The sequence below is a fragment of the Muribaculum gordoncarteri genome (genome assembly GCF_004803695.1).
Classification (GTDB): Bacteria; Bacteroidota; Bacteroidia; order Bacteroidales; family Muribaculaceae; genus Muribaculum; species Muribaculum gordoncarteri.
Genome location: NZ_CP039393.1, coordinates 2,918,096 through 2,944,521 on the forward strand (window position 1 = coordinate 2,918,096; position 26,426 = coordinate 2,944,521).

A 26,426-nucleotide genomic window follows, 5' to 3' on the forward strand; every position below is an offset into this window, starting at 1 on the left:
GCATTATTATGATTACCGCAAAGTTAGTGATAAGGCCACACGCCACAAAGAAAAATATGAACAATCGGACATATTTAGGGACATTTATTTTAATATCCCACAAATTTATATGACTATCTTTGCAAAGAATATTGAGTAGTATAATGAATAGATATTGCCTTCTGCTATTGTTCGCAATCCTGATGTTTGTGCCAAGCGTGGCAACAGGCCAGATAGTAGCACCGTCACGTGATGCCGTTTATGATGTCGACTCGATGCGCCGCGAGTTTGACAATGCTCCATATTTCGGTCTTTACAAGGACAATTACTTCATATTCGGTCCGTCGATAGGCCCAAAAGCCAATAAGTCCAACACCAACGTAAAATTTCAGATATCGGTAGCACAGCGCCTGTCCAAGAGCGTGCTTCCGTTTAACACCTACCTATTTCTCTTCTACACCCAGAAGTGTTTCTGGAACGTATTGCAGAAGTCAATGCCTATGACCGACCTAAATTTCAACCCCGGTATAGGATTGGCGCGCCCGCTCTTTGTAAAAGACCGCTTCATAGGCAAGGCGATATTCCTGATCGAACATGAAAGCAACGGAAAAGCCGGAAAAATGAGCCGTTCATGGAACAAAATCACATTCGGAGCCAACATTCTCATCGACCCCACAATCATGGTTCACGGCAAATTCTGGATTCCTATCGTTGACGGCGAAAACAACCGCGACATATTGAGATACAGCGGAATATATCAGATGGGCTTGAGCTATATGCCTCCGTCGAAACGATTCGGAGCCTCGGTGGTGCTCGTTAAGCGCAAAGGATGGAATCTTAACTACAACACCATAATCGAGCTTAACTACAGGCTCTTCAAGGCCGAAAACCAATACTTCTTCATGCAGTACTACAACGGATACGGCGAAGGATTGCTCGAATACAACAAATTTCACTCACAATTGCGTGTAGGACTTGTGATCAAGCCCCAGTTCTTCAGCGACTATTAACAATCAGCGATGTTGCGGCCTATCCACCAGGCCGTAACCATGATGAAGCATCCCCATATCATCCATCGGGAATTGACCTTGGCGTAGAAGCGAGGCCAACGCTCGCGGTTGAATTCAGCAACAAAAAGAAGCACAACAACAGGAATTGCCGGAAGGAGCATGGCATTGTAGCGGATGGCTCCCAAAGCATCGCCGTGAAGCATCGCGTGAATCGCCCTCTGCGAACCGCATCCGGGACACTTATATCCGGTCATGGAAAAGAATGCGCATTTAGGGAAAAACGCACTGTCTGAGGGGTCGAAATAGAAATATACGCACAATCCAACAAGAACCACAAGGATTCCTATAGCTATAAAAAGGCGCCGGTTGGTTGACTTAGCCGCCACTGTTTAAAAGAGATAGTAATTGGCCGGGAAATTAAAGAACAGTGCGAAGGGCCAGCTTACAAGGCCGAACACCAAGGCTATTATACACCACAACAGGGCGGTTTCCGACGCTTTCACCGAGCCGTAATAGTCGCCACGCGAATAGCGCGACTCTACCATCGTGGAGTAGATGAGCGCAACGATTCCGGCCGGAAAACAGCAAAGCAATGTCGTGACTATGGCCCACGGAAAATAGGTCGACGGACAAGGTCGGAAGTTGTTTACAGGCTGCGCACTCCTGAAGTAGGGCATCAATTCAGGCACACGGCAGGCCTGAGTCCACTGAGCCATTCCCTGACACCACACAAGCGAGTTGGGATTTATGCCGTAGGCTATAAGCTGAGCGGCATTCATGGGGCCCACCTTGACATTGTTGACTATAGTCCAGTATTGCATTGCTATGTTATTTAGAGGGGAGCGACCGGACGGTCACTCCCCGATTATTTTTATCAGAAACACTTCACAGGCTCTCCGAGAATATCGCCGAGCAGATTGTTGGCAAGTCGGCTCGCACCTATGCGGAAACGCTCGTTGGTAAGCCACTCTTCGCCGAGCACCTCCTTGATTACGGTATAGTACTTAACCGCATCCTCGGTAGTCGACACGCCTCCGGCAGCCTTGAAGCCCACAGCGTTGCCGGTCTTCTCGTAGTACTCCTTGATGCATTGCGCCATCACGTAGGCGGCTTCAAGCGTAGCACCTTCATAGATTTTTCCGGTAGAGGTCTTAATGAAGTCGGCACCCGAATACATCGACAATATCGATGCGTTACGTATATTCTCAGCCGTCTTCAACGCACCTGTTTCAAGAATCACCTTCAGGTGAGCGTCACGGCAAGTGTGCTTCTGCTCGCTTATTTCATCGGCCACCTCTTCCCAGTCACCGTCGAGATAGTTGCCTACGTTCAACACAATGTCTATTTCGTCGGCTCCCGAAGCTACGGCAAGCGCGGTTTCAGCAATCTTCACCTCAAGAAACGACTGTGACGAGGGGAACGCACCCGATACACAGGCCACCTTTACATCCGACACATCGAGCACGGTGCGCACGACAGGGGCAAAGTTGGGGTAGACGCATATAGCCGCTACATTCTTCAGTTCGGGATGATCGTTGTCGAAAGCATTGACATTCTCGACAAAATCGGCCACCGATTGCGGAGAGTCGGTAGTTGACAATGTGGTGAGGTCAATACAGTTGAACAGGAATTTATACACATCCTGATTCATGTTTTCGCTGAGGTGCTCCGAAATTATCTTCTCTACCGCAGCCTTCACTTCGTTGTCATCAGTAGTGACAGCCGATGCCGACACAGTGTCGTGGTATTTGTCGCTCATGATTTCTAAGTATTTGAGTTATATATTAGTTGGATAATTTACTGTTGTTCTTGTGTCGCGAGGCGTCACGTTCGCTCTTCTTGCGCAGATTGGCCTTGAATGCCTCGGTGAGGTCGATACCGCTCTGGTTGGCGATTGCCATGACCACCCACATTACATCGGCAAGCTCGTCACCGAGAGTGTCACGCTCGCCCTCCTTGAACGACTGGTCGCCGTAGCGACGCGCCATTACACGGGCCACCTCGCCCACCTCCTCAGCAAGAACCGCCATGTTGGTGAGAGGGGAGAAATAACGCACTCCCACGGTAGTGATCCAGTTGTCGACCGTGGCCTGCGCGTCACGCAACGTTATGTCGTCATTATTGTCAGTCATGTCACTCTTTAAGTCTTGAATCTATGATTATGGTTACAGGGCCGTCATTCAGCAGCTCCACCTTCATGTCGGCGCCGAATACCCCCCTCTTCACCTCACGACCCGTGAGGTCATACACGCACTTGCAGTAGTGCTCGTAGAGAGGCACCGCTGTTTCGTGTCCTGCCGCGCGTATGTAACTCGGACGGTTGCCCTTGCGCGTCGAAGCCGTAAGCGTGAACTGGCTCACGGCAAGCACTTCACCGCCTACATCCTTGACCGAGCGGTTCATCACACCGGCTTCATCGTCAAAGATTCGCAGCGACGAGGTCTTTGCTGCAAGCCATTCGGCATCGGCGGGGACATCGCCGTTTTCAACACCTACCAAAACGAGAAGTCCGGCTCCGATAGAGGAATATACACTGCCGTCAATCGTGACGGAGGCATGCTGTACACGTTGTATAACAATTCGCATCGTATTTCCGCATTTCTAAACTATACAAAAATACGAAATAAATCAACTATATCATCATATCAGCGCCCTATTTATATAAAATTTATCTCAATTCCGGGGGAACCGAGCCGCTGATGAATCATCGCCGCTACCTGCGACGCATTTTTACATACAGATTGAAATTAAGGTCAGTCAGCATTATTTTTAATTTCCATATCAAAGTGCCCGGATAACGCTTCCTACATTTAATGAACTCTGCATAATCAACCGAGGCCTTTTGAAGATCGGAGGCATCGAGCGAGTCGAGAGCCTTGATGAAATTCAGGACCAATCGGGTAGTGCACTTCTTGAAAAAACGCGGATAACAGCTTCCTCCGCTCTTCTCGTAAAAGAATTTCATGAGTAGCTCGGCAGCTGTAAGGTTAAACTTTACCTGACGGTAAACATTGCGATTAAACATCATGGAACCGGCTCGTTGCCGATAATAATATAGAGGGATAGCAATTGTGACTATTCTGTCGCAGTAGTAGAGATAACGCATCGTGTAATGCACATCCTCGGCAAACCGCAACTTCTCATCAAAGTATAAATCATGTTGCTCTATTATGTCACGCCTCGCCAGGAAGCTCCAAGCCTCCCATCGATACCCTCGCTCACTGCCATACTCCTCCAAGCTGTTATACAAGCGGTTATAACGCACTCCTTTTACAACATCAAGCGGCAGGCCTGAATCGTCGACATGACAATAGGCAAACTGCACCATGTCGACATCGCCGTAGTGCTTAATGGCCTTGAAGCAACGCGACAGAAGACTCTTATCGATGAAGTCATCGGAGTCGACAAATAGAATCCATCGTCCCCCGGCGACGGCCAATCCTGCGTTACGTGCAGCCGCCAGTCCGGAATTACGCTGATGCACCACCTTGATGTTGTCGTGCAACAATGCATACTCATCGCATATAGCGCCGCAGTTGTCGGTCGACCCGTCATCAACAAGAATTATTTCATAATCGGGCGCGTCAACCTGCTCGATACAACTGTCGATACACTCTCGCAAATAGGGCTCGACATTATATATCGGAAGAATAATCGATACGGTAGGCATGGTATTGAACATTGGTCATGATGCTGAATTAAGATTATAACTTGCCGTGAAAGAATCGCCTCATTCTACGGTAGAGTGAAATGTTGAGCTTGGCGACTCCCATGTTGAATCCACCCACAAGGCTGCCGGGATAGTTTTTGGCATATTGCTTGAACTTGGCATAATCGGCATAGGCCCTGCGCTTGTCGTTACCTTCAAATTTGTACAACTTTTTCAGGAAGCTGACTACAAGCTGTGTGGTATGTTTCTTGAAAAATCGAGGATAGTCGCCGCCCGAGCTGTGGTCATGGAAAAACTTCATCAATAACTCGGCCACTAATAGGTGATGGTAAGGCACTCGATAGTTGACACTACGGTTCATTATGGAACCGGGACGCTGACGATAGTAGTAGAGCACATCGTCAACTGTGGCGATGCGCTTGCAGTAGAACAAGTAGCGTAACGTAAAGTGGGCATCCTCGGTGGCACGGAGAGTTTCATCGAAACGTAAATCGTGGCTGTCAAGGAAACGGCGGTTTATCAGATAGCCCACCGAAACCGGCTTATAGTTGCCGTCATTTCCATATAGGTTTATGTCGGTGTAGAGATTGTTGCACTTGGCGCCTTTCACCTTGTTCATAGACTCACCGGTATGCTTCACATATTCATAGGCAAACTGCACCATGTCGACATCACCGTACTTATTAACGGCACCAAGACATACCGAAAGCTGATCGGGACTGACAAAGTCGTCGGAGTCGACAAAGAGCACCCACTGTCCCGTAGCGACCGACAGTCCCTTGTTGCGTGCGGCCGGCAAACCGGCATTGGGCTGATGCACCACCTTCACATTGTCGTGCGACGACGCATATTCATCGCAGATGGCGCCGCTGTCGTCGGTTGACCCGTCATCGACAAGCACGATTTCATAATCATGATTTCCATTCTGCCCGAGGCAACTGTCGACACATTCTCGCAAATAGGGGCCTACGTTGTAGACCGGAATGATATATGAAACTATCGGCATGGCGTTTAATTGGTCATTAATGCCACAAAGATATACAAATTTTCCATACATGGCTACATGATTATTTGGGTTGTTACAGGTTTTTGTCTATATTTGCGTTATATGGATAGAAATAACGACATGACGACAGGCGTTGTAATTTCCACCTACAACAATCCCGAATGGCTTGAGAAGACGCTGTTGGGATATATGTCGCAATCATGCAAAGCCGATGAAATAATCATTGCCGACGACGGGTCGACCGACAATACCCGCAAGCTCATCGAGCGTTACTCCACGCATCTGCCTATAATCCACGTGTGGCATGAGGACAACGGTTTCCGCAAAACCGAGATACTCAACAAAGCCATCTCAGCCGCCACGGCCGACTATCTCATATTCACCGACCAGGACTGCATCCCGCGCAGCGACTTCATAGAAACTCATCGCCGATATGCCCGCGAGGGATATTTCCTTTCAGGCGGATACTTCAAGCTGCCCATGGACATAAGCCGCGACATAACGCCCGACGACATCGCTTCGGGCCGGGCTTTCGATCTTAAATGGCTTCGCAGCCGAGGACTGAAGTGCTCGTTTAAGTGCAGCAAGCTCGTGAAATCGAAGCCGTTTACAATGCTGATGAACCGCATAACCCCGGCTCGCGCGTCATGGAACGGCTGCAACTCGTCGGTGTGGCGCAAGGACATCATTAAAGCCAACGGATTTGACGAAAGAATGCGTTACGGAGGCGAGGACCGTGAATTCGGCGAAAGGCTCGTAAACAGCGGCATGAAGTCACGGCAGATAAGGTATTCGGCAATATTGCTGCATCTCGACCACAACCGCCCTTATAAAAACGAGGAGGCTATCGAGATCAACCGGGCGATACGCCGTGAAACCAAAGCGACACGCCGCATGCGCACACAATTCGGAATTGATAAAGAATAACAGGGACAACTGAAATGAAAACCATAGTAAACGATGAATTCCGCTCGCTTGGCGACTTTATAAAGTCACTTCCCGAAACATTTGAATCGGGAGGCACAACGCTGTACAAAGCCCGCAACACGGTGAAAAAATTCACCTGCGACGGCATCGACCTTATAGTAAAACGCTACAAGCGCCCCAATGCCGTGCAGCGCGTAGTCTACACTCTCTTCCGCCCGAGCAAAGCTGCCCGGGCCTATAGCTACGCCAACATACTTCTCGACCGAGGATATGCCACTCCCACGCCAATAGCCTATATCGAAATAAAGAAGGGCGGATTGATAAACGAGTGCTACTTCATATCGACAGTGACAACCGACACGCCACTATATGACGCTCTGGTGGAAACACCCGACTTCGACCGCGAGCTTGCCGCCAAGCTGGCGCAGTATGTGGCACAGATGCACATCGACGGAGTGATGCACGGCGACCCCAACCTCAATAACATCCTCTATAACCGCGAAGATGACGGAACGACACATTTCACGCTCATCGACACCAACAGGTCGACATTCAAGAGCAACCTGTCAAAGTCGAGCTGCATCAGCAACCTCGTGCGACTTACCCACAGGCGTGACCTCCTTGAATACCTGATAAGCCGTTACGCCGAATACCGCAAATGGGATGTCGACGACACTGTGCGACGCGTAATCGAGGGCCTTGACAAATTCGAGCACCGCCGTGAAGTGAAGTATCGCCTCAAGCAAAAATATCTGAAATAATTCTCCAACCGTAACCCAATATGAGCCCCGAAGAGATAAAACAACACCGAGTTTCGCTTATAGTATCGACCTACAACCGTCCCGATGCCCTGAGGGTGTGTCTTGACAGCGTTAAGCAGCAGACAATATTGCCTTACGAAGTCATAATAGGCGACGACGGTTCACGCAGCGAAACGGCCGACACAATAAAGGAGATTAGCCGCAACTTTCCCGTGCCGATAAAACATGTGTGGCACGAGGACAACGGATTCCGGCTCGCCATGATGCGCAACAAGTCGGTGGCGGCATCATCGGGCGACTACATAATCGAGGTTGACGGGGATGTGTTTCTGCATCCCAAATTCATCGAAGACCACCTTAGGGAAGCAGCACCGGGAATCTATGTAAAGGGAGGCCGCACCAATCTCGGCAAGGAGCTCACCGAGGAGATATGCCGACAGGGTGTGTCACGACGCATAAGCTGGCTCACCAAGGGCATTGAAAGCAAGCCCGAGAACGCGCTGCATCTGAAGAGCCTCGCCCACTATCTTGCGCCGAGATACCGCAAGCACCACTCGTCGGCACTAGGATGCAACATGTCGTTTTTCAAGGACGACTACATCAAGATCAACGGCTACGATGAATTCTTTGAAGGATGGGGTGGGGAAGATGTCGACTTCGGCGTCAGAATGCAGAAAATGGGATTCGGAAAACGTTACCTGAAATTTGCGGGAATAGTGTACCACCTGTGGCATGAGGACAAATTCATGTACAACCGTGAGAAAAACTTTGCCTACAGCTCAAGCCTTGACGACAACAAACCCGCACGCTGTGTCAACGGAGTTGACAAATATCTGAAGTAATATTACTGCTGCTTCTTGCGCAACGAACGCCGTGCGAGATCATAGGCCATGTAGGCCGTGCGATAGCTCTCGCGGCTTATCGCCCTCCCTTCGGGACCGTCGAGAATGGCACCCTTTGAAATATAACATTCGAGAAATGCCTTCACCCCTTTAATGTAGGGAGTGAAAAAAGGCACAGAGCTGCGACGCGCCTTTATTATGCCGCTCGACAGTGCGGCATGTCGATTCTGCACCTTACGATATTCATCGGGGGTGGAGCAGCGGTAATGCAGAATGTCGCCATCGAGAAGAACAGGCTTAAGAGAGTCGGGGAATATGACACGCTCCGAGAGGTCGCGCAGATTCCAGTTGGCGTAACGCTTGTCAAATAATCTTATCTGAATGTCGGGATACCATCCACAGTGCTTCACCGGCTGTCCGCAATAGAAGTTAAGACGCGACATCTCATACACGCGATGAGCAAATCCCTCCTCCTTGAGCTTGATCAGCGACGAGCGCAGAGCGGGCGAAAGAACCTCGTCGGCATCAATCGACAGCACGTAACTGTAGCTCGTAAGCGAAGTGGCATATTGCCGTTGCGCACCGTAACCGGGGAAACGACGCTGCGTCACCTTGCACCCATAGGCGTTGCATATCTCCACTGTTCGGTCGGTCGAGAAGGAGTCCACGACAATAATTTCGTCGGCTATATCCTGAAGCGATTTTAAACATGCTTCAATTCGATGCTCTTCATTATATGTGATAATCGTAACTGAAATATGTGCCATGGCAGGGTAGGGGAGGGGTTATTTTAGTTTCATATAATGTTTTCGTTCATCAGGGTCGAGCCGCTCTATGGCATAACGGAGCATGGTGCGCGGCATGACCGAGGCATGGGTGTCGAGGAAATCATGTAGCTCCACATCGCCTCCGCGCTTGCCCATTTCACGCAACATCCATCCGGCAGCCTTGTGTATGAGCTGATGGGGATGCGACATATAACGCTCGGCCAGTTTAATCGTGACATCGAAGCGTCCGTGACGAATCAATGCCAACGTAGACACTATGGCAATGCGCTGCTCCCACAGGTTGTCACTCTCGCTGAACCGGTAAAGCACTTCATCGTCGGAACTCTCATATACATGCTCACCTAAAATATAGGGAGCCGACAAATCGACCAAGTCCCAATTGTTGGCCTTGACGGCATTGTCGATATAGAACTTAACCAACGATTCCCTGAACGCAGGATTGCGGCGGGCTCTCTTGTACTGCTCCACCATGACAAGCAGAGCCGACAGGCGATACTCATGTATGGGCGAGTCAAGCATAACGGCAAGGTCAGGAAAATCGGCAATGAGGTAACGCTTGGAAACGGCGCGATTGTCGGGCACGGCAAGTCCGATGAAAACATCACCCTCGCCATACTCTCCGGGACCCGTCTTGAAGAAAGATGAAAGTATCTTAATCTTTTCAGGACGCGCAGCTTCGTTAAGTTCCTTTTGCCAATGCTTGATCATGTGTAAAGACTATGTCCTTCGCAAAGTTACAAATTTTTCCCTGCGAGAATTAAAAAATTCGGCAATCTATACGGGATAAATTTAAATATCAAAATCTAAGGGGCTTATAACCTCCAATAAATCACTATAATTCAATCGTTTATATTTAAATATCCGTTCATCCAAAAATATCGTGAAAAATTGCGGTAATGCTTATAAATCTTTCATATATTTAATATTTGTTAAAACCATAAATATACGCCCGATTGAAAAGTGATGTGACAAAAAATAGCTAAGTTTGTAAAAAATCTTGCAATGGCACTTAACTACATCTGGATAGCATTCTTCCTAATCGCATTTGTCGTGGCTGTGGGTAAAACGATCTTCCTCGGCGACCTCGACATCTGGAGTACTATAATGAGCGCATCGTTTTCATCGGCTGCGACGGCATTTGAAATATCACTCGGACTCACCGGCATCCTTTCATTATGGATGGGGCTGATGAAAATAGGAGAGCGCGGAGGAGTCATCCAGTTCTTCGGGCGTTTGATAAGCCCGCTGTTCACCCGCCTGTTTCCGGGAATACCCAAGGGACATCCCGCTATGGGCTCCATATTCATGAATGTGTCGGCCAATATGCTCGGCCTCGACAACGCAGCCACTCCGCTCGGCCTTAAAGCCATGCAGGAAATGCAGTCGCTTAACGACAAGAAGGACACCGCCACCGATGCCATGTTGATGTTTCTCATACTGAACGCATCGGGACTATGCTTCATCCCCATAAGCATAATGATGTATCGCGCACAGGCAGGAGCGTCCAATCCCACCGATGTGTTTCTGCCTATATTGCTCGCTACATTCATCGCCACATTTGTGGGCATCGTAGCCCTATGCATAAAACAACGCATCAATCTTCTCGACAAAGTGATGCTTGCATGGCTTGGCGGACTTGCCCTGATAGTGGCCGGCGTGGTGTGGTTTTTCGCACGGCTCCCCAAGGAGGAGGTCGAGCTTTATTCGGGCTTCGTTGCCAACGCACTGTTGTTTTCGGTCATTGTAATGTTTCTGCTTGCCGGATTGAGAAAACGCATCAACATGTATGACGCATTCATAGAGGGAGCCAAGGAGGGCTTCAAGACCGCCGTAATGATTATTCCTTATCTCGTGGCAATACTCGTGGCGATAGCGGTGTTCCGCGCCTCGGGAGCAATGGATGTGATAACACGGTGGATGGAGCTTGCCGTTAACGCCATCGGCCTCGATGCCGAATGGGTGGGAGCGTTGCCTACGGCGTTGATGAAACCGCTGAGCGGATCGGGAAGCCGCGGCATGATGGTTGACTTGATGAGCACCTACGGAGCCGATGCATTTGTTTCACGTGTGTCAGCGGCTATACAGGGAAGCACCGACACCACCTTCTACATCCTCGCCGTGTACTTCGGAAGCGTTGGCGTTGTAAAGACACGTTACGCCGTGCCCTACGCACTCCTTGCCGATGCCGTAGGGTCGGTGGCCGGAATCATCGCAGCCTACATATTTTTCAGTTAAGCTTTTTCACTTTGACATATAGTGAATTTTGCTTACTTTTGTAGTAACAAAATCACTGTAAAATGAATAAGATGGACTGGATATGCGAAAATGTGGAGATGCCGAAAATCGACACTGAAGCATTGGCTGAATGGATTGGCCGGGTGGTAAAGTCGCACGACCGTATATTGGGACCGCTGGTCTACATATTCTGCGACGACAACCGCATAATCGAAGTCAATCGACAATTTCTCAACCACGACTATTATACCGACATAATAACATTTGACTACTCACGCGGACGAATGGTGAGCGGCGACATGTTCATATCGCTCGACACCGTGGCCACCAACGCCGAGCTTGTAAATGCAAGCTACGACAACGAGCTGCTGCGCGTAATAATTCACGGAGTGCTCCACCTGTGCGGCATAAACGACAAGGGCCCCGGAGAACGTGAAATCATGGAACAGAACGAGAACGAAGCCCTCGCCATGCTCTGTTGCGATGACAATAATTAATCACACATATCCATTTTTTGACCTATGAATTTTGACTACGATGTGATAGTGGTAGGCGCGGGACATGCCGGATGTGAAGCGGCATCGGCCTCCGCACGCCTCGGTTCACGCACCCTGCTCATAACGATGGACATGAACAAAATCGCACAGATGAGCTGCAATCCCGCCGTAGGAGGCATTGCAAAGGGGCAGATCGTGCGTGAAATCGATGCCCTTGGCGGAATGATGGGAATCGTCACCGACCAAACGGCAATACAATTCCGCATGCTTAACCGATCAAAAGGGCCGGCCATGTGGAGTCCGCGAGCCCAAAGCGACCGCATGAAATTCAGTGCGGCCTGGCGTCATGTTCTTGAGAATACACCCAACCTGTCGCTATGGCAGGATTCGGTAGTGTCAATGATTATTGAAGAGGGAAAAGTAAAGGGCGTGGTAACCACGCTCGGAGTGAAGTTTACATCGAAAGCTGTAGTGCTTACAGCCGGCACATTTCTGAACGGACTGATGCACGTAGGCCGTGCGCAAGTCAAAGGAGGACGAGTGTCGGAACCGGCGTCCCACGGCATCACCGAGCAGCTGCGCGATGCAGGATTCACTACCGCACGAATGAAAACCGGAACACCCGTGCGCATCGACGGACGCAGCGTCAACTGGGCGCTCACCACACCCCAGCACGGTGACGACGACTTTCATAAATTCAGCTATCTCCCCAATGTACATCGCCGTCTGCAACAGCGCGACTGCTACACCGTCTACACCAACACCACGACACATGAGATACTGCGTCGCGGGCTTCCCGACTCACCGCTTTACAACGGACAGATACAAAGCATAGGGCCGCGCTACTGCCCGAGCATCGAAACCAAGATAGTGACATTTGCCGACAAGGAGGAGCATCAGCTGTTTCTTGAACCCGAAGGCGAGGACACTCAGGAGTTCTATCTTAACGGATTCTCATCATCGCTGCCGCTCAACATCCAGGTCGAAGCCCTGGAGTCGATTCCGGCACTGAAGGATGTGCAGATATATAGACCGGGCTATGCCATCGAATATGACTTCTTCGATCCCACACAGCTGCTTCACACTCTTGAAACGAAACTGATCAAGGGACTATTCTTTGCAGGTCAGGTCAACGGAACAACCGGATATGAGGAGGCGGCCGGACAGGGACTGATAGCCGGAGCCAATGCAGCACTTGCCGCCCAAAACCGAGAACCGTTTGTGCTCGCGCGCGACGAAGCCTACATAGGTGTTCTCATCGACGACCTCGTGACCAAGGGTGTCGACGAACCTTACCGAATGTTCACCTCACGCGCCGAATACCGCATACTGTTGCGTCAGGACGATGCCGACATGCGACTCACTCCGCGAGCCTATTCAATCGGTCTTGCATCGGAGGAGCGATACCTCCTCATGGAGTCAAAACGCCGTCAGCGTGACGAGCTCGTAGAGTTTATACGCAACTACTCGTTGAAGCCCTCACTCATAAATGAAGCCCTTGAAAGCCTCGGCACAACTCCGCTGAAGCAAGGCGTGAAACTACACGACCTGATACTTCGCCCGCAGCTTACAATAGCGATGCTTGCTCCCCACATCGACGCGCTCGCCCGTCAAATAGAACGCATCGAGCCGGAGCGAAGAGAGGAGATAATCGAAGCCGCCGAGATAATGCTGAAATACCAAGGGTACATCGAACGTGAAAAGATGGTGGCCGACAAAATACGACGCCTCGAGGATCTCAAGATTGCCGACCGCTTCAACTACTCCGAGATAAAGGCTCTCTCGACCGAAGCCCGTCAGAAGCTTGAAAAGATTCGCCCCGAAACAGTAGCACAGGCTTCCCGAATACCCGGAATATCACCGAGCGACATAAACATACTGTTGTTGCTTATGGGTAGGTGATTGTTCCACGTGAAACATTAATAATTTTCTAATATACAAATATTTAAACGTGTAAACAATGGAATACATCAAGTCAAAAATCCGTGATGTGTATGACTTCCCGAAACCCGGAATCATATTCAGAGATCTCACTACGATGTTCAAGGATCCAAGAGCCATGCACATTGTAGGATGGGACCTTGCTCAACTTTATCGCGACAAAGGCGTTACAAAAGTTGTAGGCATCGAGTCAAGAGGATTCATAGGAGGAGCTATTCTCGCTTACGAAATAGGAGCCGGTTTCGTGCCTGCACGCAAGCCCGGAAAGCTTCCCGCCGACACCGTGAGCGCTTCGTTTGAGAAGGAGTATGGCACCGATACAATCGAGATACATCGTGACGCTATAACTCCCGATGATGTAGTGGTGCTGCACGACGACCTGCTCGCAACGGGAGGCACAATGGCCGCCTGCTACGAACTTGTCAAGAGCATGAATCCGCGCAAGATCTACATAAACTTCATCGTAGAGCTGAGCGCACTGAACGGTCGCAAAAATCTCCCCGCCGATGCCGATGTAAGATCGCTTATCGTTTACTAAAACAGAAAGACAACCCATTTGGCTAAAGTAGAAAAGTCACAACAACTGAAGGAGAAAATCTCCATTCTTCCCGATACGCCCGGCTGCTATCTATATTACGATGCAGCCGGGACTGTAATCTATGTGGGCAAGGCTAAGAACCTTAAACGACGGGTGTCGTCCTACTTCAACCGCACTCATGACTCGGTGCGCACCAACCTTCTTGTGCGTGCAATAGCCGACATGAAATATATCGTCGTGCCCACCGAAGGCGATGCCCTCAACCTCGAAAATTCGCTCATAAAGGAGTACAAGCCGCGTTACAATGTGTTGCTTAAGGACGACAAGTCCTACCCATGGATAGTCGTCACCAAGGAGCATTATCCAAGGGTATTTCTTACCCGTACGCGCATAAAGGACGGCTCAAAATACTTCGGTCCCTATACAAATACGGGAATAGCAAAAGCGGTTCTTAATCTGATAAGAGAGCTCTATCCCGTGCGCACATGCCGTCATGCGATTACCCCCGATTTCATAAACAAGGGCAAGGGACGGTTATGCCTTGAGTACCATCTCAAGAATTGCCTCGGATGCTGCACCGGGCAAATAAGCCCCGAAAAGTATGCCGATATGATAGATCATGTGAAGCAGATACTTCGTGGCGAAACCCAGGAACTGCTCGACTATCTGAAGCTCGAAATGGAGCGTTTGAGCGAAGAATTACGCTTTGAGGAAGCTCAGGTGCTGAAGGAGAAATATCAGCTTGTGGAGCGTTATCAGTCCAAGAGCGTCATCGTGAGCCAGACACTCGACGACATTGATGTATTCGGAGTCGATGACGACAACACCGATGTCTACGTAAACTACATGCACGTGCGTCGAGGCGCTATAGTGCGCAGCATCACTCTTCAGTACAAGCGACGCCTTGAAGAGTCGATAGAACAGATTCTGAGCTATGCCATAGTGGAGGCCAAGGAGAAATTCAATCTGGAATATGATGAAATAATAGTGCCCGTGCTTCCCGACATGGAGATGCCCGGAGTTTCATTTATTATACCACAGCGCGGTGACAAACTCAAGCTGCTTCAGGTGTCGACCCACAATGCCCGACAGAACAAGGTCGACTCCCTGAAGATGATGGAGAAGCACAATCCCGAACAGCGGGTGGAACGCACGCTCGAACGCATGAAATCGGATTTCCGGCTAAGCGAGCTTCCCCGTCACATCGAGTGCTTCGACAACTCAAACATTCAAGGCACAAATCCCGTGGCGTCATGCGTGGTGTTCAAGAATGCCAAACCGTCGAAACGCGACTACCGTCACTTCAACATAAAGACAGTCGAGGGACCCGACGATTTCGCTTCAATGAAAGAGGTGCTCACGCGCCGCTATACGCGCTTGATGGAGGAAGGCGAAGGATTGCCCCAGCTTATAGTTGTCGATGGTGGAAAAGGACAGCTCAGCGCTGCTGTGGAGGCTTTGGACGACATGGGACTGAGAGGAACAATAGCTGTTGTGGGAATAGCGAAGCGACTTGAAGAAATCTACTTCCCGGGCGACAGCATACCGCTATATATCGACAAAAATTCCGAATCGCTGCGCATAGTTCAGCATCTTCGCGACGAAGCTCACCGATTTGGCATAACACATCATCGCAACAGACGAAGTAAAGGTCAGATAATCAGCGAATTAGACGAAATAAAAGGAATTGGCGACAAAACACAAACGGCTCTTTTACAGCACTTTAAGAGCGTAAAGCGACTGAAGGAAGCATCAATCGACCGGATAGCCGAAATAACAGGCCCTGCACGTGCCTCAATAATATACTCGGCTCTGCATCCCGACGAGCAGCCGCAATAGCAATAAAAAAGTCGCGACAATGATTGTCGCGACTTTTTATTTTGAGCTACACTCGCGTTTTTACTTCAGGCATTCGGCCACTTTGTTTACAATCTCCTCACCGCGTATGTCACGGGCAAGAATAGTGCCGTCGGGGCCAAACAGCATGATCATGGGAATACCGCTGAATCCGTAAGTATCCGAGGGAGCTGTGCCTGCATCGATTATCTGCGGCCACTTGTAGCCAAGACGGTTTATTGCCTTCTTTGTTTCATCGGCCTCATCCCATGTAGCTACACCGAGTATTGTGAAACGGTCATCGTCCTTGTATTTCTCATAGAGAGGAATCAGGGTTTCCTTGGCCTCACGGCGACAGGGACCGCACCAGCTTGCCCAGTAATCAACAAGAACATATTTGCCCTTGCCCACATAATCGGAAAGATGAGCGACTGTGCCGTCGATATTCTTTCCCTCCACATCGATGAATTTCTTTCCAACCGAAGTGCGAAGGATGTTATTTACCTTGTTGTTTTGCTCCTTTACAAAGTCAAGATTCTTTATGTCGGGCGACACTACTGCATACACTTCCTGCCACTCTTCGGGAGTACACAGCTGTGAATATTGGCGCAGTGCCGAAACTCCCACAGCATTGTCCTTGTTCTCCAGTATTGCATTCTTAACCGTAGCGCCGAAGTCCTGATAGAAAGCGTTCACTATCTCGTTACGCTTCTGCATCATTGTTTCCTGGTCAAGCGAATCCTTCTGAAGAGCCTCAAGCTGCTTCATAACGGCATCCTGCTTTGCCATTACACCACCCCACAGAGAGGCGAATTTGGTGTTAAGTTCACCGCCCTTGGCCGGCATGCGCTTGTTCATGTCCATTTCAACTGTTCCGGGCTCTACTATGAGTTCGGCGATGTAATTGGTACGCACGCCTCCGTCAATGTTTTCTTTGAATCCTATACGGCCATAGTATGCCTTGTCGGCATTTCCCTGAAACTTGAATTTTCCGGCTGCAACCTTTGTTGAATCTACAAGGTTGCTGTTATCGTCAAGTAGATAGAACATTTTACCCTCCATTTCAGGAGCTGCATTTCCGGTGACTACGTAGTCAAAGGCCGATGCTGTCGTCGCCGACAACATCACCATTGCAGAAATAAAAAGTGATTTCATTTTTAGGTGTTTTAATTTTAAACTGCTGCAAATATAGGAAGAATATTCGACAAAGAAACTCACTGGATGACTTAAAAGACTGCTCATGACAATACTAATAGTTTATAACAAACCTAAATTCGTATTTTCACACGTTTTTATTGATTTCTCTGTTCTATTATAAATGAGTAACTTTGCAATATGAAAGGTATCTGGAAAAAATACAAGGAAAATTACTCATCAATATTCAGCCTCGGAATACCCATTCTCATATCGCAATTGGGAATGATTGTGGTTGCGTTTGCCGACAATATAATGGTGGGTCGCTACTCTACCGAAGCACTTGCATCAGCATCGTTTGTAAACAATGTCTTCAACGTGGCTACATTTGCATGTCTTGGCTTCTCCTACGGCCTTACTCCTCTTATCGGCGCGTTATTCACCCAGAAACGCGACACCACGATAGGAGGCATGATAAAGAACGGACTGCTTATAAACATCATATTCTCGCTGCTCGTGACGGCGATAATGTTTATACTGTGGCTTAACATAGACCGACTCGGACAGCCCGAGGAGCTGATGCCGCTCATCAAGCCTTACTATCTCATAGTGATGGCGGGAATGCTTCCTATAGCGATATTCAATGTGTTTGCACAATGGCTGTTTGCTATAAACCGCACAAAACTTCCAATGTGGATACTCCTTTCGGCCAACTCCCTTAACATTCTCGGCAACTGGCTTCTCATATACGGTAAATGCGGATTTCCCGAACTGGGCCTCATAGGAGCCGGCTACAGCACTCTTTTTGCCCGCGTGCTGTGTCCTGTGGTCGTAATGGCAATATTCTTTCTCTACAAGGATTTCCGCACCTACAGGGACGGATTTAAAGCGTCACGCATCAATTCGATGATGATAGGACAAGTCAACCGCACATCATGGCCGGTATCGCTTCAGATGACATTCGAGTCAGGCTCGTTTACAATAGCGGCAGTCATGGCCGGATGGCTTGGAGCCATAAGTCTTGCATCGTTCCAGATAATCGTGATAACGGGTACTCTCGGCTTCTGTATCTACTACAGCATGGGATCGGCCGTATCGGTGCTCGTAGCCAATACCGCGGGATTGAACGACCGCATAGGAATGCGTCGCATAGCATTTGCCGGCTATCACATCATGTTAACTCTCGCCGCCATATCATCGACCGTATTCGTTGTGTTCGGACACGAACTTATCCATGCATTCACCGAGGATCCCGAAGTCATAGCCGCCACGGTAGTGCTGATAGTACCGCTCGTGCTATACCAGATGGGCGATGCCACGCAGATAAACTTCGCAAATGCACTCCGAGGCACATCACACGTAATGCCCATGATATGGATAGCCTTTGTGAGCTATGTAGTCATAGGCATTCCTGCTACCTATCTGCTTGCCTTTACGGCATCGATGGGTACCTACGGCATCATATTGAGTTTCTCGGTGAGCCTCTTCATTGCAGCTGCACTGTTTCTCTATTTCTTCATGCGGGCAACCAAGAGGGATATTAAAGTTGATGAAGAGCCTGTAGCTGTTCGATGACCTCACCGCGCGACATTCGGCGACGGTTTTTCAGTACTCGCGCGAAATCGTGGGCTATCGATTGCACTCCCGAGTGATTGAACACCTTGTTAAGGTAGGAGAAACTTTTGTCAAACAATCTCCTCACCTCATCGCTCTCAAGCGAACAGGTTTCGCGTCCCTCTTCATCAAGATATTTTATAAGCTCGTCCTTTATCTTGTTGTCAAGCGATGACTCATGCAGCACATAACTCCGGCAAAGCACGTTGCCTATCATCATTCCCATTGACACCTGATAGTGTTCGAGTATATGATTCCATGCCACTTTGGCCGACAATCGGGGATTGCCGTTGAAATAGTATTCATTGGTAAATTCCACCACTTCATCAACCGGAGCGTCAAGCGACACCGAGGCAAGTACATCCTCAGCGTTCCACACTACCATACCTATGGCCATACCGGTTATACCGTAGCATTTTTCATCTTCATTTATGTATCGTAATTCCATAGTCGCGTATCTGATGAGTCTATATTTAAATTAACACCAAATATACATAATTGGATTCGGTTTATAGAATTTTTTGACCATTAATTTATCACCATTATCTTTGTCACCACGCCTTCACTGCCGTCGCTGCTTGATGCAAATACGTAGTAAACTCCTGATGTCACACGTTTTCCCGAGCGGTCACAACAATTCCATGTCAACATTCCGCCTTCAGGACGGCCTTGAAAAAATATGTTGCCCGAAGCGTCACCTATCTTTACAAGCGACCTCTCGCTCAATCCCTCGATGGTCACCGGTCCCGAATAATCGGGTCTGACAGGATTGGGATAAACCGTGACATTGGAAAAGTCATCGGTAACGGGGGCAAAGTCGGCTCCATAACATGACACTCCATAACGGGTGCCCACGTAGACAGTGTTATCGGTATCGGAACATAACACTACATTTATCTCATCGGTGGGAATGTCACTGTTGTCGGTAGTAAAATGCTCTACTATTTCACGGCCGTCACGTGCTACAAGATATATGCCGTCGCTTGTCGTCGATATCCATTTGCGCCCTGAAGCATCAATCGAAATGGATGAAATCTTGATACCGTCAAGCAAATAATCGGCATATCCGCTGCCGTCGTTACGTGAAATCTTGACATGCTCGACAGTAGTTCCCGGGTTAAGCATATCGACAGGCTTTCTTATTATGAATACACCTTCATCACTTCCAAGCCACACACTGCCGTCGCTGTCCTCAACCATGCACGTTACAGCCAAAGAGGAGTAAACTTTTCCATCCTGGTCGACAAATTCATCAATCACACGATACCTGTCATCCGAAATGCTCTCCATTGTTCCCCCGGTATCGTAGACGGCAAACTTAAATTCATTCCATCCTTCGGCTATCAATGTAACGTTTCTTGATTCACGGCTCTTACATGGAAGTATGACTGCATTCCATGTGTCGTAAGTGCCGAAATCATCTATGTCGATTACTACCCAGTCGTCGACAGTCGTATTGTCGAGCTTGCGCTTGGATGCAGGAAGTACCGCTATGATAAAATCAGATGCATTAATGCCGTAACACCAAAGGTTATTGTAGCCGTCAAAGGCAAGTTCAAGGACACAGCATGAATAGTCACGCTTAAAGGGTGAATTGTTCCAATCATACTTTCCTATCTGCTTTCCGTCACGGAATTTATAGATGCCTTCATACCATGTTCCAACAAATAGTGTACCCGGTTCCTCAGGGTCCTCCAATATACGTGTTCCGGCTCTCAACAATCCGTGAGAAACACGATTGTTCAACGTTACATCCTTCAATTCGGGCGTTATATTCTCTATAAATACCTGATTGATTACATCTATGCCCATCACGGCGTCATATCCGGCCATAAATTCGTTTCGACCCACAGCTCTATTTGATGCATACACATTTCCCGAAGCTCCCTTTGCAAGATAACCGGCACCACTCACAAGTGAAGTACCCATAGGCCGCAAAAACGAATGATTGAATGTCACGCTCTCTCCCTTGTTACCCATGTTTACATTGCAAAGTCCGTCACGGTTTATGAGCCACACATTCTCCATGCCCTTGCATGTCGACACACAAGGTTCATCGTCAAGCAACCTGAATTCCGAAGGAATGTCGATGCGTTCAAGCTGTCGTCCCTCACTATTGAAAATAGCAAGCTCATAGCGGCTCGACACAGTGTGGAAGTCACCGCTATTTATGATGTGACGCGAGCGTCCCATCGTTATGTCACGTGTCTTGAAACTCCCGTTTTCAAAATCAAATTCAATGACATAAGCCTTTCCATTGTCACGTTCATCAACCGACAATGCGCGATTTTCGCTTATCCCGGCCATCGACATTGAAGCCAATTCACCCAAAGGGGTAAATGCATCAAATGTATTGTGACGCTCTTTAAGAGGCGAACTGTAGAGCTTGTCATCGCAACATATAACCATGTTTTCACCTACAACAGCAATAGCCGTCACCTCACGGTTGAATATACCTGATTCAACTACGGTGTTGTCACGTGTATTGAATGTCACGATGCCGAATCCGGCGGCTACATGCACAAGATTACCCTCAAAAGCCACATCGTTAATATTCTTACCCGTCACCTGGGGAGCATCCTTTATGTCACCGAGATTGATTATATCACCGTTATCATGCAACAAATCAATATTACCGTCACCATAGACGACAAGAAGATAACGGCCTGCGTTATTACGGTAAATATCGGCAATGTATACACCGCTCAACCCATTGAACATGGTGTAGCCGAATGTTTCATCCGACTTTTTGTCGTAATGAAAAAGATTACCCTCCGACAGGAAGAAAACCTTGTCGGCAGTGTCTATAACCTTTCCTGTGCGATGAGTATAGTTGTTATAGACCGACCATTCTCCTACAGGTATGTGCGCAGACAATGTTGTCGCCATAAGCGACGACAACACAAGTAGAAATATTCGGTAGATCATGCTTTAAAACCGGGAAACGTGACTTATGAAGAGATATTTTTTTCAGTCAGATATTTCCTGAGTTTCTCAGTAGCACGACCGCGATGACTTATTCTGTTCTTTTCCGCTGCATCCATTTCCGCAAAAGTCACATCATAACCTTCGGGCATGAATACGGGATCGTATCCGAATCCGTTGGAACCGCGCAATTCATCTATTATGACACCCTCTACCGTGCCTTCCATCTCCACTATGTCATTACCCTCTATAAGGGCTATGACAGTGCGGAAACGGGCCTTACGGTCAGTCACACCCTCCATGTTACGCATCAATAAAGCCACATTTGCAGCCGAATCGTGAGCCGGTCCGGCATAACGGGCCGAATAGACTCCGGGAGCACCGTTAAGAGCATCCACCTCCAAACCGGTGTCATCGGCAAAACAGTCGTAACCGTAATGCTCTTTTACAAACTTAGCCTTTATTGCAGCGTTACCTTCAAGCGTGTCGGCAATCTCAGGTATATCCTCATTGCATCCTATATCACCAAGTCCGAGTATAGTGAATTCATCACCCAATATAGCCCTGATCTCTTCGAGCTTATGCTTGTTGTTGGTTGCAAATACTATTTTTCTCATACCTGATGACATGGATGTTTCAATGAATTAACGCATTACACGAGTCATTTATTGCCGTGACATGTCAAGCCACGACAATATTGACTATCTTACCGGGAACTACAATGATTTTCTTCACGCTCTTTCCTTCAAGCCACTTTGCAGCGCCTTCATGCTCAAGAGCTGTCTTCTCGATGATTTCACGAGGAGTATCGGCAGCAACTTCAATGTTGAAACGAGCCTTACCGTTGAACGACACAGCCATTGTCACAGTATCCTCCTTAAGGTACTCTTCGTTGCATACAGGCCATGAACCGTCACATATAGTGCTATTGTTACCAATGGCATGCCAGAGCTCTTCAGTGATGTGAGGAGCAAAAGGAGCAAGAAGGAGCAACAGCTGTCCGAGAACCTCACGACTGTGACATTTCATCGAATTAAGTTCATTGACACATATCATGAACGCAGCTATCGAAGTGTTGAACGAAAAGTTCTCAATGTCCCATGTCACCTTCTTTATAAGCTTGTGGAGCGATTTAAGCTCGTCCTTTGAAGGTTTGCTGTCATCTACGACCAGATTGTCACCTTTATAGAAAAGTCCCCACAGACGCTTTAAAAAGCGGTTTACGCCGTCGATACCGTTAGTGTCCCAAGGCTTGCTCTGCTCAAGCGGACCGAGGAACATTTCATACAATCGAAGTGTGTCGGCACCGTAACGCTCAACAATGTCATCGGGATTTACCACATTGAACATGGACTTTGACATCTTTTCAACAGCATATCCGCACACATACTTGCCATCCTCAAGAATAAACTCGGCATCGTTGAATTCAGGACGCCATGCACGGAACTTGTCAAGGTCAAGAATATCGTTGCTGACGATGTTTACATCGACATGTATAGGTGTGACATCATAATCCTTCTTTAGATTATAAGACACAAAAGTATTGGTGTCCTTAATGCGGTATACGAAGTTGGAGCGTCCCTGGATCATACCCTGGTTTATGAGCTTGCGGAAAGGCTCGTCACGACACACAATGCCCAAATCATAAAGGAACTTGTTCCAGAAACGGCTGTATATCAAATGACCCGTAGCATGTTCGGTACCGCCTATGTAAAGGTCGACATCCTGCCAGTAATCATCGGCTTCCTTCGACACGAGAGCCTCATTGTTGCGGGGATCCATATAACGCAAATAGTAGGCCGACGATCCGGCAAATCCGGGCATCGTATTCAATTCAAGAGGATAACCTTCGGCACTCTTCCAATCCTTGGCACGACCCAACGGAGGTTCGCCCGATTCGGTAGGAAGATACTTGTCAACTTCAGGCAACAGCAAAGGCAGTTGCGACTCGTCCAACAGATGAGGAACACCGTCCTTGTAATATACGGGGAACGGTTCACCCCAGTAACGCTGACGACTGAATATAGCGTCACGAAGACGATAGTTGACCTTCACCTTTCCTATTCCCTTCTCCTCGATGAAACGCTTGGTTGCAGCAATGGCATCCTTAACTTCCATACCGTTGAGATCAAGCTCGGCTCCACATGAATTTATCATCTTACCCGACTTTGCATCGAAGCTCTCCTCGCTTACATCACATCCTTCAATAAGCGGAACTATAGGAAGATTAAAATGCTTGGCAAAGGCATAGTCACGACTGTCATGAGCGGGAACGGCCATAATAGCACCCGTACCGTAACCTGCAAGCACATAATCGCTCACCCATACGGGAATTTCCTTACCCGTAAGCGGATTAACGGCATAAGCACCGGTAAATACTCCCGATACATTCTTCTCAATCATTCGCTCACGCTCGGTCTTGTGCTTTACCTCATCTATATAGGCATCTACGGCAGCGCGCTGCTCGGGAGTAGTTATCATGTCGACATAGGCGCTTTCAGGAGCCATAACCATGAATGTAACGCCAAACACAGTATCGGCACGAGTGGTGAATATTTCAAGTTCGACATCGCTTCCTGCAATGGGGAAACGCATCTCGGCACCTTCGGAACGACCTATCCAGTTACGTTGTGTTTCCTTCAAGGAGTCGGTCCAGTCTATTCTTTCAAGACCGTCAAGAAGACGCTGAGCATAAGCCGACACTCTAAGACACCATTGATACATCAGTTTCTGTTCAACAGGATAGCCTCCACGTATTGAAAGACCTTCGCTCACCTCGTCATTAGCCAACACGGTACCAAGTTTGGGACACCAGTTAACCATAGTGTTTCCAAGATAAGCTATGCGATAGTTCATGAGAGTGTCACTCTTCTGCTTTTCATTGTAGCCATTCCACTCTTCGGCAGTAAACTCAAGTTCCTTGCCGCAGGCTGCATTCACACCCTTGCTTCCCTCCTTCTCAAAGTGAGCTATAAGGTCGGCTATGGGCATTGCCTTATCCAGCTTTGTGTCATAGTAGCTGTTAAACATCTTCATGAACGCCCACTGTGTCCATTTATAGTACTCGGGGTCACAAGTCTTGATTTCACGATCCCAGTCGTAGCAGAAACCTATTTTATCAAGCTGATTGCGATAACGTGCTATGTTATTTACTGTGGTTATCTCGGGATGCTGACCCGTCTGTATGGCATACTGTTCAGCGGGAAGACCGTAAGCGTCATATCCCATAGGATGAAGCACATTGTAACCCTGAAGACGCTTGTAACGCGAGAAGATGTCACTTGCTATGTAACCAAGTGGATGGCCTACGTGCAATCCAGCTCCCGAAGGATAAGGGAACATGTCGAGCACATAGAACTTGGGACGCGAATTGTCGATCTCCGTCTTATAAGTCTTGTTTTCTTTCCAATACTGCTGCCAGCGGCTCTCTATATCTCTATGATTATATTCCATATAATGATTTTTTATTTTATTCGGTTAATGATGTTATAGTCCCAGTTTCTCGCTTATTTCAAGCATGCGTTCTATGGGACGACGGGCCTTATCGGCTATCTCACTGTCAACCTCAACCTGAGGCTGCTCATATTTAAGACAATTATAGAGCTTCTCCATTGTGTTGAGCTTCATAAACGAGCAGTCGTTGCATGCACAAGTGGAATCGGCCGGAGGAGCGGGAATGAATATCTTGTCGGGACAGCGCTTCCTCATTTCATGAAGTATGCCGCTTTCAGTGGCCACGATAAACTCCTTGTTGTCGCTCTTTACGGCATAATTAAGCAAAGCAGCCGTAGAACCCACCTTATCGGCAAGGATGAGCAGTGGAGCGGGACATTCGGGATGAGCCAGTACCTTGGCATCGGGATACTGACGCTTCAACTCTGCAAGTTTCTCAACCGAGAACTGTTCATGAACGTGACATGCACCGTTCCACAACTTCATGTTGCGTCCCGTTACTGAATTTATATAGTTTCCGAGATTACGGTCAGGACCAAATATAATAGGAGTGTCCTCAGGAAAACTCTCCACTATCTGCCGTGCATTGGTCGATGTCACGAGCACATCGGTAAGAGCCTTTACATCGGCCGATGTATTCACATAACTTATTACAGTGTGTCCCGGATTATCATCTATGAATTTCTTAAACTCATCGGCTTTGCAACTGTCGGCAAGCGAACAGCCGGCACTGAGGTCGGGAATAAGCACCTTCTTGTCGGGACAGAGTATCTTGGCGGTTTCACCCATGAAGTTGACTCCGCACAGTACGATAATCGGTTCGGTAAGTCGCGAAGCTATCTGAGCAAGCGCAAGACTGTCGCCTATATAATCGGCGATATCCTGTATTTCACCTTTCTGGTAATAGTGGGCAAGAATGACCGCACCTTTCTCCTTCTTCAATCGAAGAATCTCAGCTTTCAAGTCAATGTCTTTGTCAACCGGAGAGTCAACATAGCCTTTATCGACATTCATTGTCATAGATTGATGTATTATAAGTATAAATCTATACTAAATAAGTAATATTATAGTAAGATGTGAATAAGCACCATGTGAATGGCTTGCAAAGGTAACAACTTATTAATTATTAGGCAAGATTAGGACATAACTTTATACACGTACATCTTTATATATAGGCAATGCAATCTTGTAGACACACTATGACAACACTGTACTGAACTTGAAAAGCAATTCACCCCCTCGACTTTCTTGTCAACATTATTATTCTATT

25 protein-coding genes are annotated in these 26,426 nt (G+C 48.2%); 10 read left to right on the plus strand and 15 right to left on the minus strand.

Annotation, left to right across the window (positions count from 1 at the left end; genetic code table 11):
- Window positions 1–143: 143 nt before the first annotated feature.
- The gene (locus E7746_RS12790) at window positions 144–989 is read left to right on the plus strand and encodes a phospholipase A (protein WP_238337215.1); all 846 of its coding nucleotides are present in this window, start codon (window positions 144–146) and stop codon (window positions 987–989) included.
- Here E7746_RS12790 and E7746_RS12795 read toward each other — a convergent pair.
- The 7 genes from E7746_RS12795 to E7746_RS12825 form a co-directional block, all read right to left on the minus strand.
- On the minus strand, window positions 986–1,375 hold the full coding sequence (locus E7746_RS12795; RefSeq protein WP_317130896.1) for a DUF2752 domain-containing protein: 390 nt from the start codon (window positions 1,373–1,375) through the stop codon (window positions 986–988). The genes E7746_RS12790 and E7746_RS12795 overlap by 4 nt on opposite strands.
- A gap of 3 nt (window positions 1,376–1,378) precedes the next feature.
- Window positions 1,379–1,810, minus strand: coding sequence for a CD225/dispanin family protein (locus E7746_RS12800; RefSeq protein ID WP_136411054.1), 432 nt, complete (start codon window positions 1,808–1,810; stop codon window positions 1,379–1,381).
- 53 nt (window positions 1,811–1,863) lie between these two features.
- Window positions 1,864–2,748 carry a deoxyribose-phosphate aldolase gene (gene deoC / locus E7746_RS12805; protein ID WP_123394842.1) on the minus strand — a complete coding sequence of 295 codons (885 nt, stop codon included), beginning with the start codon at window positions 2,746–2,748 and terminating at the stop codon, window positions 1,864–1,866.
- A gap of 25 nt (window positions 2,749–2,773) precedes the next feature.
- Window positions 2,774–3,100 carry a nucleotide pyrophosphohydrolase gene (locus E7746_RS12810; protein ID WP_123395398.1) on the minus strand — a complete coding sequence of 109 codons (327 nt, stop codon included), beginning with the start codon at window positions 3,098–3,100 and terminating at the stop codon, window positions 2,774–2,776.
- Between the two features lie 22 nt (window positions 3,101–3,122).
- Window positions 3,123–3,575 (minus strand): D-aminoacyl-tRNA deacylase, encoded by a 453-nt coding sequence (gene dtd / locus E7746_RS12815; RefSeq protein ID WP_123394841.1) that lies wholly within the window; start codon window positions 3,573–3,575, stop codon window positions 3,123–3,125.
- 127 nt (window positions 3,576–3,702) lie between these two features.
- Window positions 3,703–4,659, minus strand: coding sequence for a glycosyltransferase family 2 protein (locus E7746_RS12820; RefSeq protein WP_168184392.1), 957 nt, complete (start codon window positions 4,657–4,659; stop codon window positions 3,703–3,705).
- A 34-nt stretch (window positions 4,660–4,693) separates the two neighbouring features.
- On the minus strand, window positions 4,694–5,665 hold the full coding sequence (locus E7746_RS12825) for a glycosyltransferase family 2 protein (RefSeq protein WP_168184393.1): 972 nt from the start codon (window positions 5,663–5,665) through the stop codon (window positions 4,694–4,696).
- Between the two features lie 102 nt (window positions 5,666–5,767).
- Between E7746_RS12825 and E7746_RS12830 the strand changes: the two genes are divergently transcribed.
- Genes E7746_RS12830 through E7746_RS12840 form a run of 3 tightly spaced genes read left to right on the plus strand, consistent with a single transcriptional unit; the run spans window position 5,768 to window position 8,195 of the window.
- On the plus strand, window positions 5,768–6,592 hold the full coding sequence (locus E7746_RS12830; protein WP_136411056.1) for a glycosyltransferase family 2 protein: 825 nt from the start codon (window positions 5,768–5,770) through the stop codon (window positions 6,590–6,592).
- Between the two features lie 14 nt (window positions 6,593–6,606).
- On the plus strand, window positions 6,607–7,353 hold the full coding sequence (locus E7746_RS12835) for a lipopolysaccharide kinase InaA family protein (protein ID WP_123394837.1): 747 nt from the start codon (window positions 6,607–6,609) through the stop codon (window positions 7,351–7,353).
- A gap of 20 nt (window positions 7,354–7,373) precedes the next feature.
- Window positions 7,374–8,195 carry a glycosyltransferase family 2 protein gene (locus E7746_RS12840; protein ID WP_123394836.1) on the plus strand — a complete coding sequence of 274 codons (822 nt, stop codon included), beginning with the start codon at window positions 7,374–7,376 and terminating at the stop codon, window positions 8,193–8,195.
- Window positions 8,196–8,197: 2 nt separating this feature from the next.
- Here the strand turns inward: E7746_RS12840 and E7746_RS12845 are convergent, their stop codons facing one another.
- Both E7746_RS12845 and E7746_RS12850 read right to left on the minus strand, forming a co-directional pair.
- Entirely contained in the window at window positions 8,198–8,962 is a 765-nt protein-coding gene (locus E7746_RS12845; protein WP_136411057.1) for a glycosyltransferase family 2 protein, read from the minus strand.
- An 18-nt stretch (window positions 8,963–8,980) separates the two neighbouring features.
- A complete protein-coding gene (locus E7746_RS12850; protein ID WP_123394834.1) occupies window positions 8,981–9,691 on the minus strand; it encodes a DNA alkylation repair protein in 711 nt (236 codons plus the stop codon).
- 294 nt (window positions 9,692–9,985) lie between these two features.
- Between E7746_RS12850 and E7746_RS12855 the strand changes: the two genes are divergently transcribed.
- The 5 genes from E7746_RS12855 to uvrC all read left to right on the plus strand — a co-directional run bounded on the left by E7746_RS12855 (window position 9,986) and on the right by uvrC (window position 16,033).
- Entirely contained in the window at window positions 9,986–11,218 is a 1,233-nt protein-coding gene (locus E7746_RS12855) for a nucleoside recognition domain-containing protein (RefSeq protein ID WP_123394833.1), read from the plus strand.
- A gap of 71 nt (window positions 11,219–11,289) precedes the next feature.
- The gene (gene ybeY, locus E7746_RS12860; protein ID WP_136411360.1) at window positions 11,290–11,715 is read left to right on the plus strand and encodes an rRNA maturation RNase YbeY; all 426 of its coding nucleotides are present in this window, start codon (window positions 11,290–11,292) and stop codon (window positions 11,713–11,715) included.
- A gap of 24 nt (window positions 11,716–11,739) precedes the next feature.
- On the plus strand, window positions 11,740–13,617 hold the full coding sequence (gene mnmG, locus E7746_RS12865) for a tRNA uridine-5-carboxymethylaminomethyl(34) synthesis enzyme MnmG (protein ID WP_123394831.1): 1,878 nt from the start codon (window positions 11,740–11,742) through the stop codon (window positions 13,615–13,617).
- Window positions 13,618–13,675: 58 nt separating this feature from the next.
- Window positions 13,676–14,194, plus strand: a complete 519-nt coding sequence (locus tag E7746_RS12870; RefSeq protein ID WP_123394830.1) for an adenine phosphoribosyltransferase — start codon at window positions 13,676–13,678, stop codon at window positions 14,192–14,194.
- 18 nt (window positions 14,195–14,212) lie between these two features.
- Window positions 14,213–16,033, plus strand: coding sequence for an excinuclease ABC subunit UvrC (gene uvrC / locus E7746_RS12875; RefSeq protein ID WP_136411058.1), 1,821 nt, complete (start codon window positions 14,213–14,215; stop codon window positions 16,031–16,033).
- A gap of 60 nt (window positions 16,034–16,093) precedes the next feature.
- Here the strand turns inward: uvrC and E7746_RS12880 are convergent, their stop codons facing one another.
- A complete protein-coding gene (locus E7746_RS12880) occupies window positions 16,094–17,185 on the minus strand; it encodes a TlpA disulfide reductase family protein (protein ID WP_168184394.1) in 1,092 nt (363 codons plus the stop codon).
- Window positions 17,186–17,365: 180 nt separating this feature from the next.
- Here E7746_RS12880 and E7746_RS12885 point away from each other — a divergent pair, with 180 nt between their 5' ends.
- Window positions 17,366–18,739, plus strand: a complete 1,374-nt coding sequence (locus E7746_RS12885; protein ID WP_136411059.1) for an MATE family efflux transporter — start codon at window positions 17,366–17,368, stop codon at window positions 18,737–18,739.
- Here the strand turns inward: E7746_RS12885 and E7746_RS12890 are convergent.
- The 5 genes from E7746_RS12890 to nadA form a co-directional block, all read right to left on the minus strand.
- Window positions 18,705–19,226, minus strand: a complete 522-nt coding sequence (locus E7746_RS12890) for a hypothetical protein (protein ID WP_123394826.1) — start codon at window positions 19,224–19,226, stop codon at window positions 18,705–18,707. The genes E7746_RS12885 and E7746_RS12890 overlap by 35 nt on opposite strands.
- An 80-nt stretch (window positions 19,227–19,306) precedes the next feature.
- A complete protein-coding gene (gene porZ, locus E7746_RS12895; protein WP_136411060.1) occupies window positions 19,307–21,706 on the minus strand; it encodes a type IX secretion system anionic LPS delivery protein PorZ in 2,400 nt (799 codons plus the stop codon).
- Window positions 21,707–21,729: 23 nt separating this feature from the next.
- Window positions 21,730–22,320 carry a non-canonical purine NTP diphosphatase gene (locus tag E7746_RS12900; protein WP_136411061.1) on the minus strand — a complete coding sequence of 197 codons (591 nt, stop codon included), beginning with the start codon at window positions 22,318–22,320 and terminating at the stop codon, window positions 21,730–21,732.
- A 64-nt stretch (window positions 22,321–22,384) separates the two neighbouring features.
- Entirely contained in the window at window positions 22,385–25,156 is a 2,772-nt protein-coding gene (gene leuS, locus E7746_RS12905; RefSeq protein ID WP_136411062.1) for a leucine--tRNA ligase, read from the minus strand.
- Between the two features lie 33 nt (window positions 25,157–25,189).
- A complete protein-coding gene (gene nadA / locus E7746_RS12910; protein ID WP_135946969.1) occupies window positions 25,190–26,170 on the minus strand; it encodes a quinolinate synthase NadA in 981 nt (326 codons plus the stop codon).
- Window positions 26,171–26,426 lie beyond the last annotated feature (256 nt).

What these genes read in the sequence shown, in the direction of transcription:
- E7746_RS12790 (WP_238337215.1), top strand. Translation starts at nt 144, where the DNA reads ATGAATAGATATTGCCTTCTGCTATTGTTCGCAATCCTGATGTTTGTG.
- E7746_RS12800 (WP_136411054.1), bottom strand. Translation starts at nt 1,810, where the DNA reads ATGCAATACTGGACTATAGTCAACAATGTCAAGGTGGGCCCCATGAAT.
- deoC (WP_123394842.1), bottom strand. Translation starts at nt 2,748, where the DNA reads ATGAGCGACAAATACCACGACACTGTGTCGGCATCGGCTGTCACTACT.
- dtd (WP_123394841.1), bottom strand. Translation starts at nt 3,575, where the DNA reads ATGCGAATTGTTATACAACGTGTACAGCATGCCTCCGTCACGATTGAC.
- E7746_RS12820 (WP_168184392.1), bottom strand. Translation starts at nt 4,659, where the DNA reads ATGCCTACCGTATCGATTATTCTTCCGATATATAATGTCGAGCCCTAT.
- E7746_RS12825 (WP_168184393.1), bottom strand. Translation starts at nt 5,665, where the DNA reads ATGCCGATAGTTTCATATATCATTCCGGTCTACAACGTAGGCCCCTAT.
- E7746_RS12830 (WP_136411056.1), top strand. Translation starts at nt 5,768, where the DNA reads ATGGATAGAAATAACGACATGACGACAGGCGTTGTAATTTCCACCTAC.
- E7746_RS12835 (WP_123394837.1), top strand. Translation starts at nt 6,607, where the DNA reads ATGAAAACCATAGTAAACGATGAATTCCGCTCGCTTGGCGACTTTATA.
- E7746_RS12840 (WP_123394836.1), top strand. Translation starts at nt 7,374, where the DNA reads ATGAGCCCCGAAGAGATAAAACAACACCGAGTTTCGCTTATAGTATCG.
- E7746_RS12845 (WP_136411057.1), bottom strand. Translation starts at nt 8,962, where the DNA reads ATGGCACATATTTCAGTTACGATTATCACATATAATGAAGAGCATCGA.
- E7746_RS12850 (WP_123394834.1), bottom strand. Translation starts at nt 9,691, where the DNA reads ATGATCAAGCATTGGCAAAAGGAACTTAACGAAGCTGCGCGTCCTGAA.
- E7746_RS12855 (WP_123394833.1), top strand. Translation starts at nt 9,986, where the DNA reads ATGGCACTTAACTACATCTGGATAGCATTCTTCCTAATCGCATTTGTC.
- ybeY (WP_136411360.1), top strand. Translation starts at nt 11,290, where the DNA reads ATGGACTGGATATGCGAAAATGTGGAGATGCCGAAAATCGACACTGAA.
- mnmG (WP_123394831.1), top strand. Translation starts at nt 11,740, where the DNA reads ATGAATTTTGACTACGATGTGATAGTGGTAGGCGCGGGACATGCCGGA.
- E7746_RS12870 (WP_123394830.1), top strand. Translation starts at nt 13,676, where the DNA reads ATGGAATACATCAAGTCAAAAATCCGTGATGTGTATGACTTCCCGAAA.
- E7746_RS12880 (WP_168184394.1), bottom strand. Translation starts at nt 17,185, where the DNA reads ATGAAATCACTTTTTATTTCTGCAATGGTGATGTTGTCGGCGACGACA.
- E7746_RS12885 (WP_136411059.1), top strand. Translation starts at nt 17,366, where the DNA reads ATGAAAGGTATCTGGAAAAAATACAAGGAAAATTACTCATCAATATTC.
- E7746_RS12890 (WP_123394826.1), bottom strand. Translation starts at nt 19,226, where the DNA reads ATGGAATTACGATACATAAATGAAGATGAAAAATGCTACGGTATAACC.
- porZ (WP_136411060.1), bottom strand. Translation starts at nt 21,706, where the DNA reads ATGATCTACCGAATATTTCTACTTGTGTTGTCGTCGCTTATGGCGACA.
- E7746_RS12900 (WP_136411061.1), bottom strand. Translation starts at nt 22,320, where the DNA reads ATGAGAAAAATAGTATTTGCAACCAACAACAAGCATAAGCTCGAAGAG.
- leuS (WP_136411062.1), bottom strand. Translation starts at nt 25,156, where the DNA reads ATGGAATATAATCATAGAGATATAGAGAGCCGCTGGCAGCAGTATTGG.
- nadA (WP_135946969.1), bottom strand. Translation starts at nt 26,170, where the DNA reads ATGAATGTCGATAAAGGCTATGTTGACTCTCCGGTTGACAAAGACATT.